The sequence below is a fragment of the Variovorax sp. WS11 genome, from assembly GCF_010499245.1.
Lineage (GTDB): Bacteria > Pseudomonadota > Gammaproteobacteria > Burkholderiales > Burkholderiaceae_C > Variovorax.
In genome coordinates, this window is record NZ_JAAGOW010000001.1 from 313,313 (window position 1) to 332,809 (window position 19,497).

General features: G+C 69.0%; 23 protein-coding genes. 13 read left to right on the forward strand and 10 right to left on the reverse strand.

What is annotated here, in order from left to right; translation table 11 throughout:
- Positions 1-165: 165 nt before the first annotated feature.
- Entirely contained in the window at positions 166-684 is a 519-nt protein-coding gene (locus GXN78_RS01735) for a dihydroneopterin aldolase (RefSeq protein WP_239142571.1), read from the forward strand.
- Between the two features lie 56 nt (positions 685-740).
- Here the strand turns inward: GXN78_RS01735 and fae are convergent, their stop codons facing one another.
- The 9 genes from fae to GXN78_RS01780 form a co-directional block, all read right to left on the reverse strand.
- Positions 741-1,253, reverse strand: coding sequence for a formaldehyde-activating enzyme (gene fae / locus GXN78_RS01740; protein WP_106554017.1), 513 nt, complete (start codon positions 1,251-1,253; stop codon positions 741-743).
- Between the two features lie 75 nt (positions 1,254-1,328).
- Positions 1,329-2,270, reverse strand: a complete 942-nt coding sequence (locus tag GXN78_RS01745) for a triphosphoribosyl-dephospho-CoA synthase (protein ID WP_106554016.1) — start codon at positions 2,268-2,270, stop codon at positions 1,329-1,331.
- Positions 2,270-3,226 carry a RimK family alpha-L-glutamate ligase gene (locus tag GXN78_RS01750; protein WP_106554015.1) on the reverse strand — a complete coding sequence of 319 codons (957 nt, stop codon included), beginning with the start codon at positions 3,224-3,226 and terminating at the stop codon, positions 2,270-2,272. The genes GXN78_RS01745 and GXN78_RS01750 overlap by 1 nt, the downstream gene beginning before the upstream one ends.
- Positions 3,223-4,263 carry a methenyltetrahydromethanopterin cyclohydrolase gene (gene mch / locus GXN78_RS01755; protein WP_106554014.1) on the reverse strand — a complete coding sequence of 347 codons (1,041 nt, stop codon included), beginning with the start codon at positions 4,261-4,263 and terminating at the stop codon, positions 3,223-3,225. The genes GXN78_RS01750 and mch overlap by 4 nt, the downstream gene beginning before the upstream one ends.
- Entirely contained in the window at positions 4,260-5,408 is a 1,149-nt protein-coding gene (locus GXN78_RS01760) for an ATP-grasp domain-containing protein (RefSeq protein WP_106554013.1), read from the reverse strand. The genes mch and GXN78_RS01760 overlap by 4 nt, the downstream gene beginning before the upstream one ends.
- A 14-nt stretch (positions 5,409-5,422) precedes the next feature.
- Positions 5,423-6,340 (reverse strand): NAD(P)-dependent methylenetetrahydromethanopterin dehydrogenase, encoded by a 918-nt coding sequence (locus GXN78_RS01765; protein ID WP_106554012.1) that lies wholly within the window; start codon positions 6,338-6,340, stop codon positions 5,423-5,425.
- Positions 6,341-6,394: 54 nt separating this feature from the next.
- On the reverse strand, positions 6,395-7,447 hold the full coding sequence (locus tag GXN78_RS01770; RefSeq protein ID WP_239142572.1) for a beta-ribofuranosylaminobenzene 5'-phosphate synthase family protein: 1,053 nt from the start codon (positions 7,445-7,447) through the stop codon (positions 6,395-6,397).
- A 165-nt stretch (positions 7,448-7,612) separates the two neighbouring features.
- Positions 7,613-8,251 carry a hypothetical protein gene (locus GXN78_RS01775; RefSeq protein WP_164255341.1) on the reverse strand — a complete coding sequence of 213 codons (639 nt, stop codon included), beginning with the start codon at positions 8,249-8,251 and terminating at the stop codon, positions 7,613-7,615.
- Positions 8,252-8,300: 49 nt separating this feature from the next.
- Complete coding sequence (locus GXN78_RS01780) at positions 8,301-8,507, reverse strand: hypothetical protein (RefSeq protein WP_106554010.1); 207 nt, start codon at positions 8,505-8,507, stop codon at positions 8,301-8,303.
- 281 nt (positions 8,508-8,788) lie between these two features.
- On the opposite strand from GXN78_RS01780, the gene GXN78_RS01785 reads away from it, so the two are divergent.
- Positions 8,789-9,139 (forward strand): PRC-barrel domain-containing protein, encoded by a 351-nt coding sequence (locus GXN78_RS01785; RefSeq protein WP_106554009.1) that lies wholly within the window; start codon positions 8,789-8,791, stop codon positions 9,137-9,139.
- A 10-nt stretch (positions 9,140-9,149) separates the two neighbouring features.
- On the opposite strand, the gene GXN78_RS01790 is transcribed toward GXN78_RS01785, so the two are convergent.
- The gene (locus tag GXN78_RS01790; RefSeq protein WP_106554008.1) at positions 9,150-9,461 is read right to left on the reverse strand and encodes a DUF4148 domain-containing protein; all 312 of its coding nucleotides are present in this window, start codon (positions 9,459-9,461) and stop codon (positions 9,150-9,152) included.
- A gap of 242 nt (positions 9,462-9,703) precedes the next feature.
- Between GXN78_RS01790 and GXN78_RS01795 the strand changes: the two genes are divergently transcribed.
- From GXN78_RS01795 to xylB, 11 genes are all read left to right on the forward strand, one after another.
- Positions 9,704-9,880, forward strand: coding sequence for a DUF3606 domain-containing protein (locus GXN78_RS01795; protein WP_106554007.1), 177 nt, complete (start codon positions 9,704-9,706; stop codon positions 9,878-9,880).
- A gap of 32 nt (positions 9,881-9,912) precedes the next feature.
- Complete coding sequence (locus GXN78_RS01800; RefSeq protein WP_106554006.1) at positions 9,913-10,149, forward strand: hypothetical protein; 237 nt, start codon at positions 9,913-9,915, stop codon at positions 10,147-10,149.
- 121 nt (positions 10,150-10,270) lie between these two features.
- Positions 10,271-10,549, forward strand: a complete 279-nt coding sequence (locus GXN78_RS01805) for a hypothetical protein (RefSeq protein WP_106554005.1) — start codon at positions 10,271-10,273, stop codon at positions 10,547-10,549.
- Between the two features lie 127 nt (positions 10,550-10,676).
- Complete coding sequence (locus GXN78_RS01810) at positions 10,677-11,987, forward strand: sugar ABC transporter substrate-binding protein (protein WP_106554004.1); 1,311 nt, start codon at positions 10,677-10,679, stop codon at positions 11,985-11,987.
- A 134-nt stretch (positions 11,988-12,121) separates the two neighbouring features.
- Positions 12,122-12,952: a sugar ABC transporter permease gene (locus GXN78_RS01815; RefSeq protein ID WP_106554146.1), complete on the forward strand. Its 831-nt coding sequence runs from the start codon at positions 12,122-12,124 to the stop codon at positions 12,950-12,952.
- A 10-nt stretch (positions 12,953-12,962) separates the two neighbouring features.
- Positions 12,963-13,787, forward strand: a complete 825-nt coding sequence (locus tag GXN78_RS01820) for a carbohydrate ABC transporter permease (protein ID WP_106554003.1) — start codon at positions 12,963-12,965, stop codon at positions 13,785-13,787.
- An 11-nt stretch (positions 13,788-13,798) separates the two neighbouring features.
- Positions 13,799-14,830, forward strand: coding sequence for a sn-glycerol-3-phosphate ABC transporter ATP-binding protein UgpC (gene ugpC, locus GXN78_RS01825; protein ID WP_106554002.1), 1,032 nt, complete (start codon positions 13,799-13,801; stop codon positions 14,828-14,830).
- A 16-nt stretch (positions 14,831-14,846) separates the two neighbouring features.
- Positions 14,847-16,268 carry a D-arabinitol 4-dehydrogenase gene (gene dalD, locus GXN78_RS01830; RefSeq protein ID WP_181360451.1) on the forward strand — a complete coding sequence of 474 codons (1,422 nt, stop codon included), beginning with the start codon at positions 14,847-14,849 and terminating at the stop codon, positions 16,266-16,268.
- Complete coding sequence (locus GXN78_RS01835; protein ID WP_106554001.1) at positions 16,265-17,053, forward strand: L-iditol 2-dehydrogenase; 789 nt, start codon at positions 16,265-16,267, stop codon at positions 17,051-17,053. The genes dalD and GXN78_RS01835 overlap by 4 nt, the downstream gene beginning before the upstream one ends.
- Before the next feature lie 23 nt (positions 17,054-17,076).
- Complete coding sequence (locus GXN78_RS01840; RefSeq protein WP_106554000.1) at positions 17,077-18,012, forward strand: AraC family transcriptional regulator; 936 nt, start codon at positions 17,077-17,079, stop codon at positions 18,010-18,012.
- 16 nt (positions 18,013-18,028) lie between these two features.
- Complete coding sequence (gene xylB, locus GXN78_RS01845; protein WP_106553999.1) at positions 18,029-19,492, forward strand: xylulokinase; 1,464 nt, start codon at positions 18,029-18,031, stop codon at positions 19,490-19,492.
- Positions 19,493-19,497: the final 5 nt, after the last annotated feature.

Genomic DNA, 19,497 nt, shown 5'->3' on the forward strand with positions numbered 1-19,497 from the left:
GGTGTGCTTGCCGGCATTGCGCACACCCGGTGAAACACCGAGCCCGCACCCGCCGCAGCAGCTTCGCTCACTGGCCTGCATTTTGCGTTGATGCATCCCGCCCTGCGAGTCCGCCTCGCAAGAGGACACACTTTCAAACACATTCGACTCACTTGGAGACACCACTTGAACAACAGCTTGCGTCCTTCCACCGGCCAACCTTCCCATGTGTCCCAAGTCTCCGCTGCCGACGCCGCCGAGGTCCCCGCACCGATGGATCTGATCTTCATCGAAGGCTTCCGCGGCGAGACGGTGATCGGCATCCACGAATCGGAACTGCACCACGCGCAGCCGCTCCTGATCGACGTGCATGCGGGTGTGCCCCGCGCTCGCGCCTGCGACACCGACCGCATCGCCGACACGATCGACTACGGCGTCGTGCGCGAGCGGCTGCAGCGGCTCCTGGTCGAGCACCGCCTGCAACTGCTCGAGGCTTTCGCAGAGGCGATCGCCGACATCCTCATCCACGAATTCGGCGCGAGCTGGGTTCGCGTCAAGGTCGTGAAGCCACGCAAGTTCGACGACGTGCGGTCCGTCGGCGTCCAGATCGAGCGCCACGCGCCGGCACACCCCCTGTCGAAATCGGCCCACGGCGCGACGGTTCTGAAGTTTCTCGCCAGCGGCATGGTGCCCGCCAAGCACTGAACGCACCGTGCCAGAAGGAGCCGGCCCAACGGGCCGGCTTTTCTTTTTTTGCAGGCCTATAGATGCGCGGCAAAGGGATGCGCCATCGTGCCCTTCTTGTCCACCACTTCGGCGGCCGTGGGCGAGCCCGCCACGGCGCGCTGGATCGCCTCGCGCGTCGCCTGGTAGTTGTAGTCCTGGATCTTCTTGTCGTCGTCGGCCTGCCAATGGATGAACACGCCGACGCACAGGAACAGGTTGTCCGCCTCGGCCATGGGGATGGTGCCGTCCTCGACGCTGTCGGCCACCGCCAGTGCCACCGCGCGCTGCGCCGGCCCGAACATCTGCACCGCCTGCTTGGCGCCCTTGATGGTCACCTTGTTGAACATCACGGTCGGCGGCTTGGCCAGCAGATTGGGGGCCACGACGGCGAGCAGCGAGGTGAAGCCATCCTTGTTGTTGGTCAACGCGTTCGCGAATGCCGTTTCGGCAGCGCTTCCGCGCGGGCCGATGATCAGGTCGATGTGGGCGACTTCATTGCCCTCGCCGACGAGCGATTCGCCCACCATCAGTCGATCGATTTTTGCCATGGTCACGGGTCTCCTCAAAGGGTGAATAAGGTCGTTGCGACACCGGCCAGAACGACCAGCGCAAGGTCATGGGTATCACGATCCGTGCCATCCATGAGCCGCGTCGCGCACGGGCGCCGCGCACGGCCCGATCCAGCCGGCCAGCAGCAGTGCCGCGACCGTGAAATCGGCGCTGGTTCCCGGGTTGATGCGCCCCGACTTCAGCGACAGGTCCCAGGCGGCGAAGCCGGGGTCGGCATCCAGCACCGCGCCTGCGCGCTCGCGCTCGCGCCAGGCCTGCGCCGCCGCCATGACAGTCTGTGCCACCCCCTCGCCGTGAATTCGAACAATGTGTGAATCGGCCACGCCGCTCAAACAGGCCAGGTAGAGGCGTTGCACGCAAGCCACAGCGGCGGCATCGGGCGGCGCATCGGTGGCGCCCTGCTGCCCCTCGCCGCAGGCCATTGCGCAGACCGGCGCCTCGAAGGCCAGCGCGAACAAATCAGCAAAGCCGTCGCGGTACTGCCGCGCGATGAGATCGCGGTCGGCGGCCAATGCCATCGCGGCGCGCAGGTCCACGCTCGGCGCCTCGCGCACGTCTTCGGCCGGCGCGCTTCCCAGGCCGCCGGGGTGCGCGCGCGCAATCGCGCGATAGGCCGCGCGCGCGTCGTCGATGTCGAGGCCGGTCAGCACGGACTCGACGGCCGCATGCAGGTCCGTGCGGGTCGCAGCGCCGGGGTGTCGCTCCACGGCCAGCGCGATCGGCGCGCACAGCAGCAGGATGCCGAGGTTGGTGTTGCATCCGGCGACCGCCCAGGTCGCGGCCACGGCGCCCTCGATGCGCGCGCCCACGCCCAGGCCGGGCTCGAACAGCGGCCCCGCCGCGGCCTGCGCGCTGGCGATGAACATCGAGGCCTGCATCCCGTGCCCCGGCGAGGCCAGGCTGACGTTGCCGGGCTTGCGCACCGCGACATCGAGCCAGCAGGCCCGCAGGAACGCGGCCCGGGCGCGCTCGATCGCCGCCTGCTGCGCGCTCATCAGGCGCGGCGCTCCGGCGGCATGCCCTCCTGCTGGCGGCGGCGTGCCTGCGCCATCTTGCGGTCCAGCAGGTCGTCGACGATGGCGCCGGCGATGTTGAAGCGCGTCACGCGCTGCAGACCTTGCCAGGCGGCGACGCCATTGACTTCCAGCACCTGGATGCGAGGCCCGCTCGCCGCTGCGATGAGGTCCACGCCGGCGTAGTCCATGTCCAGCGCGAGCGCAGCGCGTTCGGCCAATTGCGCGAGCGGGTGCTCCAGTTCGGCCGGCTCGCAGCGCGCGCCCTGCGCCACGTTGTGCACCCAGTGCGCGCTCACGCGCCGCATCGCGGTCAGCGCGCGCCCGCCCACCACCAGCACGCGCCAGTCGAAGCCCGGTGCGGCCACCGGCGGCACGAAGCGCTGCAGATAAGCCAGCCCCGCATAGCGCGTGTCGATGTCCGGCATCGGGTGGTGCACGCCGTCGACCTCGCCCACCAGCTGCAGGTCCTTGCCCTGCGAGCCGAACAAGGGCTTGAGCACGAGCGCATGGCCCGCGGCGGTTTCGCGCATCGCGATGCGCCGGGCCTGGGCGGCGGACTCCGTCGCCCAGGTGGCGGGAGCGGGAATGCGCGCGGCATGCAGCAGCAGGCTGGTCATCGACTTGTCCACCGAACGCTCGATCGCGCGGGCGTCGTTGTAGACCGGCACGCCCAGCTCGCGCAGCGCATGCAGCACGCCGAGACGCTTCGTCACCTGCTCGAAGCTGCCGCCGGCAATGCCGCGCACGAGCACCGCGTCGGGCAGCTCGCGCCCGTAGCCGGGAAGGACCAGGCCATGCCAGGCCGCCGTGGTGTCGATCTGGCAGGCCGCCAGGTCGACGCAGCGCCCCAGCGCGCCGCGCGCGCGCAGCGCGGCTTGAAGCTGGCGCGTGTGCCAGCCGGTCTCGTCGCTCATGATGGCCACGCGAAGGGTCATGGCCTCACCTGCGCCTGCGATCCATCGTCCGAGGCCTCCTGCAGCCACAGGCGCCGCAGCAGCGCCATGTCGGAGGCCCCGCCGTGCCAGGTGCGGCCGCTGGCCAGACTGCTGACCCACACCTCGGCCGGGGCGAACAGCGCGCCATCGATCTTGTAGAAGTCGAACGCCGCCTCCTTGAAGATCTCCGCGAACGAACGCCCGTAGTCGCGCGAGTTGCGCGAGGGCAGCGCACGCGCCAGCGCGCGGGCCGCATCGTCGTCGCCGCGCACCGTCAGGTGCACGCGGCCGCCGTAAAGGATGGCGTCGTTGGTGCGCCCCATGGCCTCGACGCCATCGCTGCTGGGCGAAGGCAGCGGCGCGGTGGCCGCACCATCGACGATGTCCGCCAGCGCAAAGCCCAGCGCATGCGCCTTGTGCAGCGCCACTTCGAGCACGCGCGAGACCACCTGCGTCGTGCCCGCGAGGCTGGTGGTGGGCGTGAGGATCAGCGTCAGCGCGTGCGCAGGCAGGTCGCAGTCGCGCAGCAGCTTGTCGATCACGATCTTCGGCGGCGGGCGGTCGACTTCCAGCACCAGCACGCCGAATTCCGCGCGATCGCGGTAGCCCAGTTCGGCAAAGAGTTCTTCCTTGACCGCCAGCGCGCGCGCCGGACCGGAGCCGAGCGAGAAGAACTTCTTGTCGCCGGTCTCCTCCTTGCTCGCCGACAGGCTCCAGCCCGCGTACTGGCTGCCCAGGCAGGCCAGGACCGGCTGGGAGCTGCGCACGTCGAGCCAAGTGGGCCAGCCTTCGGCGCTGCCGCCGCTGCGCAGCTTCACCTGCCCCAGTCCGCCCATGCAGATCTCGCCCACCTGCAGGCCGGCCGCCACGCTGCCGCGCGCTTCGATGCCGGCATCGACGATGTGGACGCCGGTGTCGTCGCGGCGCAGCTGCACGGCCAGTGCATCGGCATCGGCCAGCAGGCGCTCGACCAGGGGCCGCGCCAGGCGGTTGACGCTCAGGCCCGCGACGGCCGCCGGCGAAGAGGTGTTGCTCATGCCAAGGTCTCCAGTGATTGCAGCAGCCGTTCGCGGCCTTCGTTCAAGCGCATGCGCACCTGCCCGGCGTCGGTGCCGCCGGCGCTCAGGGTGCACACGGGGTCGTCGATGTCGAAGCGCTGGCCGGCATCGGGCAGGTCGTGGATGCCGGGCCATGCCGCCAGCCGGCGCGCTGCGGCTGCATCGAGCTGCAGCGGTCGCCGCGCGAAGACGATCTCCATGCCTTCGATGTCCTGCGCCTGGGCGGGCGTTGCCGGCGGCAGCGCGCCTTCCAGGCAGGCACGCACGTGCGCCTGCATCAGGCCCGAACCGAATGGCCGACGGTAAAGGCTCATGCTCGCCGGTGGCCTCGGGTTGACCTCCAGCACGCCGATGGCGTCGCCGTCGCGCATGAAATCCAGGCTGCACAGGCCGCGCAGCTCGAACTCCGCGCTGAGCGCCTGCGCGATGGCCGTCACGCGGAGTGCCATGTCGGCCGCGATGGGGATGGGACCGACCGCGCCGCAGAAAACGAAGGGCCGCGTGCCGAAGCGACGCACGCCGAGTTCATTGAAGCCCAGCACATGCACGTCGCGGCCATTGGCGATGAAGGTGGCCGACATCGGCAGCCCCGCCATCTCGCGCTGGTAGTAGTGCTGCGCTGGGAGCCGCTCATCCTTCGGCCAGGGCGGGCGGCGAACATGCCAGCCGCCGCAGCCGTGCGCATCCTTCATCAACCACCCTTCGGCATCCTCGGGCGGCTCGAAGCTCACCGGCGGATGCGGAATGCGCTCGCCGGCGAGAAAGCCGAAGAACAGCGCCGGATCGCGCAAGCGGCGCACCGCGGCCGCCGCAGTGCCGATCAGCGGCAGCACGGCGGCGCCCTGCGCGAGCAGATCGGGCTCTCCCTCGAAGCCACTGCCCGCCACCCATCCCACGAGCGGCGCCCCGCCTTCACGTTCGCGCGCCAACTCGCGCAGCGCGGCCAGGACCTGCGCCGCATCGATGTGCAGGCTTCCCGGCGCGCCGATCGGCAGCCAGCGCGAGGCGGTGCGGCGCGTGTCGACGTCGCCGAACAGATCGAGCGCCACCACGTCGAAGCCGTCGTGCGCCGCCGCCTGCGCCATGGCGCGCGCGGACACGGCGGCGACGGCGAGCGTCTGCATCGCGCGCGTTTGCCTCACGCCGTGTTGCCGGCCTGCTCGGCCAGGAAGGCGCGGGCGACCTCGAAGGCCTCGGGAAAGCTCAGCACCTGCGCCTTCTCGGCCTCGCACATCTGCACCAGCAGGCGATGCTGCGTCTGGTACTTGACGTTGCCCACCGCCAGCGCGCCGATGCCGACGGCCTGCGTGCCGGCCAATGGCTTGGCGTTGTCCATCACCCCGACGCCGGCAATGCCTTCCGGCGGCACCGCATTCACGTCGGCCGCGACCTTGAGGCGGGTGGCGGCGCCGAGCGCCTCGCTCGACACCACCTGGACGCCTGCCGCGGCGCAGGCGAGCAGCACATCCGCCTCGGCGATGGACCTTCGCACGGCAGCCGGGTCGCCGCCGGACAGGCCGTGCAAGCCGACGCCGAAGCGCTGTCCGGTTTCGTGCGCGGCCTGCTCGGCGGCATCGATGCCATTGCGGCTGGACAGAAAGACCTCGGCGCCGGCCTGTGCGGCGATCACGCCGGCCACGCGGCCCACCGGGCCGGTACCACCCAGGATCACCACGCGCTGGCCCTCCAGGCCTTGGGACTGCCGGCGCTTCAACGCCGCCTCGACGCAGGCGACCATGGCCGCGGCCGTGGTGTAGGCGCCGCTCGGGTCGGCCATCAGCGAGACGATGAAGGGCTTGACCATCGAGGCCCTCGCGCGCTCGAGCATGTCGGCGGCCAGCTGCGCATCGCGCCCGCCGATGAAGATGCCGGTGCGGGCGACGCCCTTCGGCCCGCGCGAGAAGATGGTGTCCTGCGTCAGTGCGGTGACGCGGTCCAGGTCCACCTCGCAACAGGGCGCGATGATCTGGTAGCCCGCATCCGCCGCCATGTTGATGTCGAAGGGGCTCATCTGGCGGCCGGGCGTGAACATGTGGAGGATGCGGGGACGTTCCATGGATGCCTTCGGGTGGAGAGGGTTGTCGTGGGGTGGACTGCGCGGGCGGCGCGTTCAGTCGCCGAGCGGCTCCGAAGTGCCTTCGCGCACCGTGGCCGGGTGGTTGCGGCCGGAGACGATGCGCAGCTTCAGCCGGGGGTCGACCTGGCCCGCGGCCCGCGCGGCTTCGACCACGATCTCGGCGCGCGCCTGCGAAGGCAGGATCGCGAAACCGGTCGGCCCCCACGAGCTCTGGCCGATCGCCGCGCCGTGCTCGCGGCTCGCGTCGGCGATCCACTGCATCAGCCGGCCGATCGGGGGACTCGTGAAGGCACCGCCCTGCGCCGGCCCGAAGTGCTCGCCGAGCAGCTGCTGCATTCGATGGACGCCTGCTGCGAACGGCGCGAACTCCGCGCGCGCCGCACCCGGCAGGATGCGCATCAGGACCTGGTGGCAGATGTCGGCGGCGCTGGCCTGCGGCAAGGGCGGCAAGGTGGCCATCGCCTCCTTCTCGGCGCTGCCCGACAGGCCCCGATGCGAAGGGTCCTGGACCACGACGATGCGCCATGCCTCGGGGAAGGCCACGCGCGACAATAGCGGCGCGGGCAGGCCGTCGGTGCCGGGGCCGCCGTCGACGAGCAGGCCTCCGGCGTCGAAGCCCGCGATGCCGACGCCCGAGCGCAGGCCACGGCCGAGCCACTGCGCCAGCGTGGCGGTCGTGAGGTCGAGCCCATGCCACTGGGCGAAGGCGCGACCGATGGCGCAAGCGAGCTGGGTGCCTGAACCGAAGCCCGCGTGAGGCGGCAGCACTTGCAGCAGCCGCAGGGACAAGGGTGCATGGCGGCCGGTGCGCTCGCGCAGCTGCTGCAGCAAGGTGACTGCGCGGCCGCGTTCCTCGTGGGCGGCCAGCGTCTCGGCGGTCACGCAGTCCGAGGTTGCCGCTGCCAGCTCGACCTCGGTCGTGAAGCCGTCGATCACCAGCCCCACGCTGCCGAACGTGCGACCCAGCGAGCCGGCCGGATCGAGAAAGCCCAGGTGCAGGCGCCCGGGCGCGCTCACGCGCACGGTGCGCACGGTTTGCAGGTGCAGGTTGCGCATGGGAGCAAGGGCAGCGTCGGGTACGGTCATGGCGGCGTTGTGAAGGCTGGACCTGCTCGTCAAAGCAAGGGCCGTTCCGCCGGCGCGCCCAGAGGGCCACACCGCACTTGGACTCGTGGCGCGGGCCGCCGATGTCCCAGGACCGGAACAATGTGTCACATCCAGGCGCCTACGGCAGCCGGTCGATGCGTCGGCTCAGGGAAGCTCGACAAGCCGCGCAAGCGATGAAGGCCGCCCCATCGAACGATCAGCGCGGCCTTCCTCCTTGGACGGCTTGCGCTTGAGCTTGACCCATTCGCTGGTCCGCACACCGGGCAGGTAAATGCTCGAGCGGCGCTTTGCGATGAACTCCTGGCCCGGACGACCGGCCGCCTGCTTGAACAGCTGCCCGCGCCCTTGTTCCGAGTACGGCACCACGAGGATGCCCCACGGAGGCTCTCGGAACAAGCGCGCGAGTGCGTCCTTGCGCAGCATCAGCGGCTCGGCCGTGACGTCCACGCCGTGATCGACGAGAAGGTCGAACACGCAATAGTCGACCGACTTGGCCCCCGGGTACCAGCAGCGATGGCGAGCCCGCTCCTGAAGCGCCTCGAAATCGCTGCCACCTTCGTCGTCCAGCACGCACACCTCCCCGTCGGTGATGCACAGACTGCTGGCCACACCGGCCAAGCTGTCGCTGATCTCGGGAAACCACCGGGTCGCGTTGGCTCCGTTGCGCGTCCTCAGTTGAACAGCGCCACGACCGAATGCGGCCGTCACGCGATAGCCGTGGTATTTCAGCTCATAGACCCACCCGGGCTCATGGAGGCCCAGCGCGCGCTCCGACAGCAGCATGGGCTTGAAATCCTCGAGACGGACCATGGCATGCGCACGACCGCCTCGCCTACTGGGGCGGCGCGGCCGGCTTCTGCGGCGCCTGCTGGGTGGTGGGCTCCTGCGGGGCCGGAGAGCGCTCCCTCGATTGCGAGAGCAGGCAGGAAGCCAGGAGGGCGAGAACCACCAGGACGGCCACCGCGATGGCGCCCCACCGGAAGACGCGCTTGTCGTCGCGGTCGTCGCTCCTGGCCTGTGCTTGTCGATGAGTAGCCATGGTCGATCCTTCCATCCAATCGGATCAACGCTACCCACCGCGCCCGCCGCCGCCTCGTCGGACAGGGGCGCAGAGCCCTGTACCGAAAAGCCAGAAGAACTTGCGTGACGATCGCCTTCCGCTTTGCCTGCCAGTACAGGGGCCCCGCGAGCGAGTGCCTACAGCACGACGGCCAGCCGCCCGATCAGTCGAAGACCTCGCGCGCGAGATACCTCGATCGCTGGGCTTTCGAAGATGAGGCCGGCATCCCCAGCCGTGTCGGCGATCTATGGAGAAATGGAATGACCACGACAACTTCCACACACGACGTCATCTCGTCCGATCGCGTCGAAGGAACCACGGTCTACAACACGGCAGGCGAAAAGCTCGGCTCGATCGACGACCTCATGATCGACAAGATCTCGGGCCAGGTCCGCTATGCCGTCATGGAGTTCGGCGGCTTCCTGGGAATGGGTACCGACCGCTACCCGATCCCCTGGAACATGCTGAAGTACGACACCTCGCAGGATGGTTATGTGGTGCCGCTGGACAAGGCGAAGCTGGAAGGCGCGCCGAGCTACGCGGGGGATCGCGTGCCCGACTACGACGACACCTACAGGGCCACCGTGGACAAGTACTACGGGCTCTATTGAGGCCAGGCGGCTACTGCGCGCGCACGCCCCGCTCCCCGATCTCCCCGTACGCCGCTGCGCCGCTGGACGTGATCGCCCGCGCGCCCGCCCGGACCATGGCGCGGTCGGCCATGCCCGCCGGCGCGGCGACCCCCGTACCGCCGTTGCTGATCTGCACGGGCCGCAGCGCCTGCGCCTGAATGGCTGCACGCGATTGAGTCGACTGGAAGGGCTGCGGCGGCAGCGGGTTCTGCTCGCCCTGAAAGGCCTGCGCACCGAAGGCGGCCATGCTCGCGAAGCCCGCAAGGGCGAGGGAAAGGAAGCGACGGGAAGGACTTTGCATGACGATGCTCCTGGGGTTGAAAGTGGCCGCGACCGCGCCGCGACTGTCTTCCCATACGCAGCATCACGCACAACGGATTCGCTCCCGCGCGCGGCGCGGCCGGTCCAATGCCGACGCCGCGAGCATCTTCCGGCCGTCCCCCTTGTCAGCCGCCTTCCCGCAGTGCCTTGCGCCCGCGTCTGTCGCCAGCACTTTTGCCCCGCGCCAACACTCCAAGTACAGAAACGCGCAGGAGACACAGCATGCCCGACGACTTGAGCAACCGCGGCCCGCAGGATCGGTCGCGCATCAACGTCAGCGAGACGCACGAGCTTCGCTACTGGACGAAGGAGCTGGGCGTCAGCGAGGCGCAATTGAGGGCGGCCGTGGCCGCCGCAGGCACTTCGGTCGAGGCGGTCCGCCAATACCTCGGGAAGTAGCAACAAGCAAGGATTGGCGGCAGGAGCCGATCATGTCCAGGAACGTCGTGTTCGTGTACCGGGGCTATCACTTCCTCTGCGGTGCCGAGAAGGAGCGCCCGGGCCAGTTTCGGCCGGTCGTGGTCCGGCAGCTCGGATTTCCCAGCGAGAAGCAGGTGCCGCTCATGAACGATGCCGACCTCTGCCGAACCGAGGCTGAGGCGCTTCGGCATGCGGAGCAGCAGGCCATCCATTGGGCGGACAGCCGGACCGAGTTGCACGAAGTCTGAACGAGCCCTGCAGCGAGGCTTTCGCTGCACCGCAGCACGGGGGCGGGCCGGTGCGACCATCGGCTGCGCCGCCCCGTCGCTTGCGCAGAATGAATCGCCCTTCATGAAAGGAGATCCCTCCATGCCGATGGAACTTCTTCGTCAAATCGCGCAGCAGCCGCTGCCCTGCACGGTCTACGCACCGGCCGAAATCGACAAGCTGCGCGTGCTGCGCGCCGCGGAACTGGTGAGCGCCTTCATCCCGCCCGCCGAGTTGCTCCCCAGCGGCTGCGAAAGCCACAAGCCGGCCCAGGTGCTGGCCATCACCCCCAAGGGGCAACAGGCCCTGGAAGGCCAGTTGCAGGACGCCCTCGGCCCCCTGAGCGCACCCCGGCCGCCCATCCCTGCTTGCTCAAACTAGGGAAGTCACTGATCAATCAGTGCATCGAAGTATAGAAATTGGCATTTCACGTACCAATTCCGCAAGCCAAGGTCTCCAAAATCGGTTGAAGCGACTGCCTCGTCGCCAACCACAAGGAGACATCGAGATGAAGCGTTTTCTGAAGGCGGGACTGGTGCTCGCGCTCACCGCCGCAGGCCTGGCCGCCCATGCCGCGACCGACCTGGTCATTGCCACGGTGAACAACGGGCACATGATCGAGATGCAGAAGCTCACGCCCTTCTTCGAGAAGGCGTACCCCGACATCAAGCTCAAGTGGGTCACGCTCGAGGAAGGCACGCTGCGCCAGCGCGTCACCACCGACATCGCCACCAAGGGCGGCCAGTTCGACGTGATGACCATCGGCATGTACGAGACGCCGATCTGGGCCAAGAAGGGCTGGCTCAACCCCATCGCCACCGACGCCGCCTACGACATCGACGACCTGCTGCCGGCGATGCGCACCGGCCTGTCGGCCGACGGCAAGCTCTACGCCGCCCCCTTCTACGGCGAGAGCTCGATGCTGATGTACCGCAAGGACCTCGCCGACAAGGTGGGCTTCAAGATGCCGGACCAGCCGACCTGGGTGCAGGTGAAGGAGCTCGCGGGCAAGGTGCACGACCCGAAGGGCGGGGTCTACGGCATGTGCCTGCGCGGCAAGCCGGGCTGGGGCGACAACATGGCCCTGCTCACCACCATGGTCAACACCAACGGCGGCCAGTGGTTCGACATGAGCTGGAAGCCGCAGATCGACACCAAGCCCTGGAAGGACGCGATCAGCTTCTACGTCGACCTGATGAAGGCCTACGGCCCGCCCGGCGCCTCGGCCAACAGCTTCAACGAGAACCTCGCTCTCTTCAACGAAGGCAAGTGCGCCATGTGGGTGGACGCGACCATCGCGGCCTCCTTCGTGAGCGATCCCAAGCAGTCGAAGGTGGCCGACAAGGTGGCCTTCGCGCAGGCGCCTACCGCCGTCACGCCCAAGGGTGCGAACTGGCTGTGGGCCTGGGCGCTGGCGGTCCCCGCCGGCTCGCAGAAGGTGGACGCGGCGCAGACCTTCATCAAGTGGGCGACCTCCAAGGACTACATCAAGCTGGTCGCCAAGGAACATGGCTGGGGCGCAGTGCCGACCGGCACGCGCAAGTCGACCTATGCCACGCCCGAGTTCATGAAGGCGGCACGCTTCGCGGAAGCCGAGAAGAAGGCGATCGATACCGCCAACCCGAACGACAGCACGTTGCCCAAGTCGCCCTACGTCGGCGTGCAGTACGCCGCCATCCCCGAGTTCCAGGCCATCGGCGTCGCGGTGGGCCAGCAGATGAGCGCGGCCCTCTCGGGCAAAACCACGGTCGACCAGGCGCTCAAGACCTCGCAGACGGCGGCCGAGCGTGAGATGAAGAAAGCCGGGTACTACAAGTGAGCACCCTCACGCCCTCCCCCGCCGGGGAGGGCCGGGCCCCGGGCGCGGAAACTTCCGCCCCGCTCCCCGGCTTCTCCCAGAGCGGGAAGAAGAACAAGAAGACCGCAACCGACCGATTCCTGCCCCGGCTGCTGATGGCGCCGGCGGTGCTCACGCTCTTCCTCTGGATGATCGTGCCGTTGGCGATGACGATCTATTTCTCCTTCGTCAACTACAACCTGATGCAGCCGGGCGACCACCCCTTCGCTCGCCTCGAGAACTTCGAGTACTTCATCACCGACCCGGACTTCTGGCCCGCGGTATGGAACACCCTGCTTCTCATCGGCAGCGTGATCGTGTCGACGGTGGTGCTGGGCGTGCTGCTGGCGCTGCTGGTCAACGAGCCCTTCCCCGGCCGCGGCATCGTGCGCGTGCTGCTGATCTCGCCCTTCTTCGTGATGCCCACGGTCAACGCGCTGCTGTGGAAGCACATGATGATGAACCCCATCTACGGCGTGCTCGCGGACCTCTGGCGCTTCTTCGGTGCCGAGCCGGTGGACTGGCTGACCGACGTGCCGCTGCTCTCCGTGATCATCATGGTGGCGTGGCAGTGGCTGCCCTTCGCCTGCCTGATCTTCATCACCTCGCTGCAGTCGCTGGACCGCGAGCAGATGGAGGCTGCGCGCATGGACGGCGCGAGCGCGGTGCAGCGCTTCGGCTACCTCACCATCCCGCACCTCGCCAGGCCGATGGCGGTGGTGATCATGATCGAGATGATCTTTCTGCTCTCGGTCTTCGCCGAGATCGCGGTCACGACCAACGGCGGGCCGGGCAACGAGAGCACCAACCTCACCTACATGATCTTCAAGCAGTCGCTGATGAACTTCGACGTGGGCGTGGCGTCGGCCGGCGCGCTGTTCGCGGTGATCCTGGCCAACATCGTGGCGGCCTTCCTGATCCGCATCATCGGCAAGAACCTGGATTGAGGGGAAGCACATGCAAACCGATAGCGTTGTCCCCCTCGTCCTGCGCACCGCCGGTGCCTGGGCCATCTCGCTGCTGCTCTTCTTCCCGCTGGGCTGGCTGGTGCTGACCTCCTTCAAGACCGAGCTGCAGGCGATCCACGTGCCGCCGCTCTTCGTCTTCGAGCCCACGATGGACAACTTCGCCGAGGTGCAGCGCCGCAGCGACTACCTGCTGTTCGCGAAGAACTCGCTGATCACCAGCATCGGCTCCACCATCCTCGGCCTGCTGATCGCGGCGCCGGCCGCCTATTCGTTTGCCTTCTTCCGCACCAAGCGCACGCGCGACATCCTGATGTGGATGCTCTCCACCAAGATGATGCCGGCCGTCGGCGCGCTGGTGCCGATCTACGTGCTCGCGCAGACCGCCGGCCTGCTGGACTCGCGCACCGCGCTCGTCATCGTCTTCACGCTGTCGAACCTGCCGATCATGGTGTGGATGCTCTACACCAGCTTCAAGGACATCCCGGCGGAAATCCTCGAAGCCGCGCGCATGGACGGTGCCAACCTGTGGACGGAGTTTCGCAACGTCGTGATGCCGCTGTCGGTCGGCGGGCTCGCCTCCACGGGCCTGCTGTGCCTGGTGCTGAGCTGGAACGAGGCCTTCTGGGCACTCAACCTCAGCTCGGCCAAGGCGGGCACGCTGGCGGTGCTGATCGCTTCTTACTCCAGCCCCGAAGGCCTGTTCTGGGCCAAGCTCTCGGCCGCTTCGCTGCTGGCCATCGCGCCGATCGTGGTGTTCGGCTGGTTCAGCCAGAAGCAGCTCGTGCAGGGCCTCACCTTCGGCGCCGTCAAGTAAAGGACTTCTCCATGGCCTACCTTCAACTCGACAACATCAAGAAAAGCTTCGGCGACACCCACGTCATCAAGGGCGTGGACCTGCAGATCGAAAAAGGCGAGTTCATCGTCTTCGTCGGTCCCTCGGGCTGCGGCAAGTCGACGCTGCTGCGCCTCATCGCCGGGCTCGAGCCCATCACCAGCGGCACGCTCTCGCTGGACGGCAGGGACATCACGCGCACGCCCTCGGGCAAGCGCGACCTCGCGATGGTGTTCCAGAGCTATGCGCTCTACCCGCACATGAGCGTGTTCGACAACATGTCCTTCGCGCTCAAGTTGGCGAAGGTGTCGAAGGACGTGATCAAGACCAAGGTCGACCACGCGGCCAAGACCCTGAACCTCACGCAGTACCTGCACCGCACGCCGAAGGAGCTCTCGGGCGGCCAGCGCCAGCGCGTGGCGATCGGCCGCGCCATCGTGCGCGCGCCCAAGGTCTTCCTGTTCGACGAGCCGCTGTCCAACCTGGACGCGGCGCTGCGCGGCAACACGCGCGTGGAGATCAGCAAGCTGCACCGCGCGCTCGGCGCGACCAGCATCTACGTGACGCACGACCAGGTCGAGGCCATGACATTGGCCGACCGCGTGGTGGTGCTGCGCGACGGCCTGATCGAGCAGGTCGGCACGCCGATGGAGCTCTACGACCGGCCCGCCAACCAGTTCGTGGCCCAGTTCATCGGCATGCCCTCGATGAACATGGTGCAGGCCCGCGCGATCCCGAGCTTTACCGCACAGGTCAATGGCCGCCTGCCCACCGACGGCTTCCTGGGCGTGCGGCCCGAGGGCCTGCGCGTGCATCCGGGCACCGCGCACGGCGCGCCGGCGCGGGTCGAGCTGATCGAGGCGCTCGGCGCCGACACGTTGATCCACGTGGACGTGGGCGGCGTACCGCTGGTGGCGCGCCAGAACGAGCGCACGCCGCTGCACCCGGGCGATCCCGTGAGCGTCGAGCTTGATCCCTCGGTGCTGCATTTCTTCAACAGCGAAGGCCGCACTGTCGCCGCTTGAGCCTTCTTTTCGCGCCATGTCCGTTCCTGCTCTCTCGGAGTTCGTGATCCTGCATCTCGGACTCGGCTCCTTCCATCGCGCCCACCAGGCGGTCTACCTGCAGCAGCTGATCGAGGCCGGCGACGCACGATGGTCGCTCTCGGGCGCCAACCTGCGGCCCGACATGGCCGATCTGCTTGACACCCTGCGGGCCCAGGACGGCTGCTACACCGTCGAGACGGTCTCGCCGGCCGGCGACTACCGCTACCAGCGCATCGACGCCATTCGCGAGGTGCTGCCCTGGGAGCCGTCGCTGGCGGCGGTGGTCGCGCGCGGGGCCGATCCGCGCACGCGCATCGTGTCCTTCACCGTGACCGAGGCCGGCTACTACCTCGACCCGCAGGACCGCCTCGACACGAGCGCCGCCGAGCTGGCCGAGGACCTCGCGCGCGCCCGGCGCGGCGAGGCCGGCCAGACCATCTACGGCGCGGTCTGCGCCATCCTGCGCGCCCGCAGCGCGAGCCCGGATGCGGGCGCGGTGACGCTGCTCAACTGCGACAACCTGCGCCACAACGGCGAGCGCTTCCGCCGGGGCCTGCTGGAATTCATCGAGCAGGCCGGCCTGCCCGCGCTGGCGGCCTGGGTGCGCGAGAACACCACCTGCCCCAACGCGATGGTCGATCGCATCACGCCGCGCCCGCCGCCGGAGCTGCGCCAACGCGTGCGCGAGGCGACCGGCTGGGACGATGCCGCGCCGGTCACGGCCGAGCGCTTCACCCAGTGGGTAATCGAGGACGACTTCATCCATGGCCGCCCGGACTGGGCCCGCGTGGGCGTGGAGCTGGTCAATTCGGTGGCGCCCTACGAGGAGGCGAAGATCCGCATCCTCAACGCCGGCCACAGCTGCATCGCCTGGGCCGGCACGCTGGTCGGCCTGCAGTACATCCACGAGGGCACGCACACGCCGGCGATCCGGCAGATGGCCTTCGACTACGTGACCGAGGACGTGATTCCCTGTCTGAATGCGCCCGGCCATCCGAGCCCGGTGGACCTGCCGGCCTACCGCGACGTGGTGCTGGAGCGCTTCGGCAACCCGGCGATCCGCGACACCAACCAGCGCGTCGCAATGGACGGCTTCTCGAAGATCCCGGGCTTCATCGCGCCTACCGTGCGCGAGCGCCTGGCGCGTGGCGAGGGCATCGCCGGCGTGGCGGTGCTGCCCGCCCTCTTCCTCTTCTTTCTGCGCCGCTGGCATGCCGGCACCCTGCCCTACGTCTACCAGGACCAGGGCATGGACGAGGCGGGCGCGCATGCGATCTGCGATGCGCACGACCCCGTCGAGGCGCTGTGCAGCGACGCCGGTCTCTGGGGCGACATCGCAGGCGATCTGCGCCTGATCGAAGCGGTGCGCGCGGCATCTGCGCGCGTGCGCGCCTTCATCGAGGAGAGAAGTTCATGAGCAGCCGTCTCGCACATCGCCATGTGCTCGTGACCGGTGCCGGCGGCGGGATCGGCCTCGCCATCGCCGAAGCCTGTCTGCAACAAGGCGCGCGCTGCACGCTGGTCGACCGCTCACCCGCGCCCTCGGACGGCGCGGCGCTGCTGCAGCGCGGCCATCCCGGCCGCGTGGTCTATCTGCCGGCGGATGTCACCGACATGCAGTCGGTCACGCATCTGCTGGAGGCGGCGCAGGCGGCCGCCGGACCGATCCATACCCTCGTCAACAACGCCGCGGTGTTCGACATGGCGCCGCTGCTGGAGAGCGACGAGGCCTCTTACGATCGGCTCTTCGCGGTCAACGTGAAGGCCCTGTTCTTCGTCATGCAGCGCGTGCTGCAGCACATGGTGGCCCACGGCGAGGCCGGCTGCTCGGTCATCAACATGGCCTCGCAGGCCGGCCGCCGCGGCGAGGCGCTGGTGTCGCACTACTGCGCGACCAAGGCCGCCGTCATCAGCTACACGCAAAGCGCCGCGCTGGCGATGGCGCCGCAGGGCATCCGCGTCAATGCCATCGCGCCGGGCGTGGTCGACACGCCGATGTGGGCGCATGTCGATGCGCTGTTCGCCCGCTACGAGGGCCTTCCACCCGGCGAGAAGAAGCGCCGGGTCGGCCTCGAGGTGCCGCTGGGCCGCATGGGCACGCCGGACGAGATCGCCGGCGCCGCCGTCTTCCTCGCGAGCGACGAGGCCCGCTACATCACGGCGCAGACGCTCAATGTCGACGGTGGTAACGTCATGAGCTGAGACAAGGTGCGAGGAATCCGTTCATGACATCGGCGCGCCAACGCCACCTGCCCCGCCACCGCGAGCCCGAGTTGGAGCGCGACATCACGCGCTCGCCCTCGCTCGGCTACGAGGCGCCCGAGGAGACCGGCCTGGTGCGCTGCCTGGCGCACGGCTTCCCCAGTCCGCTGGTGCGCTGGCATTTTCATGACGAGTACGAGCTGCACCTGATCACCGAGACCTCGGGCAAGGCCTTCATCGGCGACTGGATCGGCCCCTTCCAGCCCGGCCACCTGGTGCTGTGCGGCCCGCGCCTGCCGCACAACTGGATCTCGCTCGATGCGCCCGAGGGCGGCGCGGCCGGGCGCGACCGCGTGATCCAGTTCAGGCACGAGCCGATCGAGCGGGCGGCGGAGGAAATCCCGGAGTTGCGGGAGGTGCTGCAATTGCTCGAGCGCTCGCGCCACGGCATCGAGTTCTTCGGCCTCGCGGAGCGCGCGCTGGCGCACTGGGACGCGGTCAAGGGCGCGCGCGGGCTGCGCCGCTTCGCGCTCTTCTGCGAGTACCTGGCCGACCTCGCGCAGTGGACCGACTACCGGCTGCTCTCGAACGTGCAGATGCAGGGCGTGGAAGGCGAGGCCGGCGTGGACCAGATCAATGTCATCGTGGACCGCATCACCTCCAACCTGGCCGAGCCGATCGTCATGGCCGACATCGCCACCGAGCTGGGCATGAGCGAGAGCCGCTTCAGCCGCTTCTTCAAGCGCTCGACCGGCAACAGCTTCACCGACTTCGTAAACCGCGTGCGCATCAACAGCGCCTGCCACCTGCTGATGCAGACCGACCACTACGTGACGGACATCTGCTACCAGGTCGGCTTCAACAACGTCGCCAACTTCAACCGTCGCTTCCTGGAAATCAAGGGCATGACGCCGACCGAGTTCCGGCGCCAGAGCGACCACCGCTTCGGCGGCGGCTGAAGAAAGGCCAACACTTGTGTACCTCGGGCTCGATCTCGGCACCTCGGAGCTGAAGGCCCTGCTGCTCGCGCCGGACCACCGCATCGTCGCGCTGGCACGGGCGCCGCTCACGGTCGAGCGCCCGGCGCCGCTGTGGTCGGAGCAAGCGCCCTCGCAATGGTGGGAGGCGCTGGAGGCGGTCATGGCCGAGCTGCGGCGCGCGCAGGCATCGGCGCTCGCGGCCGTGCGCGCCATCGGCCTGTCGGGGCAAATGCACGGCGCCGTCGCCATGGATGCGCAGGACCGGGTGCTGCGCCCCGCCATTCTCTGGAACGACGGCCGCAGCGCCGCCCAGTGCCGCACCCTCGCCGCGCGCGTGCCGCGGCTGGGCGAAATCGCCGGCAACCTGGCGATGCCGGGCTTCACCGCGCCCAAGCTGCTGTGGATGCGCGAACACGAGCCGGAGCTGTTCGCGCGCATCGCCCACGTGCTGCTGCCCAAGGACTGGTTGCGCTTCATGCTGAGCGGCGAGTTCGCGAGCGACATGTCGGACGCCTCGGGCACGCTGTGGCTGGACGTCGGCGCTCGCGACTGGTCCGACGAACTGCTGGTCGCCTGCGGCCTGTCGCGCGCGCAGATGCCGCGGCTGGTGGAGGGCAGCGCCGTGGCCGGGCAACTCAAGCCCGAGCTGGCGCAGCGCTGGGGCATGACCGCCGACGTGAGCATCGCCGGCGGCGGCGGAGACAACGCGGCCAGCGCCGTGGGCATGGGGCTGGTGGAAGCGGGACAGGGTTTCGTCTCCCTGGGCACCTCCGGCGTGATCTTCATCGGCGGCGAGCGCTTCGAGCCCCGCCCCGAGGCTTCTGTGCATGCGTTCTGCCATGCGCTGCCGGGCCGCTGGCATCAGATGTCGGTGATGCTGTCGGCCTCCAGCGCGGTGAGCTGGGCCGCGCGCAGCTTCGGCCTCGGCAACGAGGCGGCGCTGCTGGCCGCAGCCGCCTCGCTCGACGCCGAGGCGCGGCAGCACGCGCCGCTGTTCCTGCCCTACCTGTCGGGGGAGCGCTCCCCGCACAACGATACCGACGCCCAGGGCGTGCTGTTCGGCCTCACGCATGCGCACGGCCCGGCCGACATCGCCTTCGCAGTGGTGGAGGGCGTGAGCTTCGGGCTGCGCGACGGCCTCGACACCCTCGCCCGGCCGGCCGGCGACCTGGTGCTGGTCGGTGGCGGCGCGCGCAGCACCTGGTGGGCGCAGCTGCTGGCCGATGTGCTGGAGACGCCGCTGGTGATCTGCGAAGGCAGCGAGGCCGGCGGAGCGCTGGGCGCGGCGCGGCTCGCCTGGTTGTCGGACGGCGGCGCCTTGGCCGAGGTCTGCCGCCGCCCCGTGCTGCGGCAGCGCTTCGAGCCAGCCGGCTCTTCCGCCGATCCGCTTCGCGCCCGGCATGCACGCTTCAAGGCGCTCTACGCCGGGCTGCGCCCGCTCTTTGCCCCTCAAGGATGAATGAC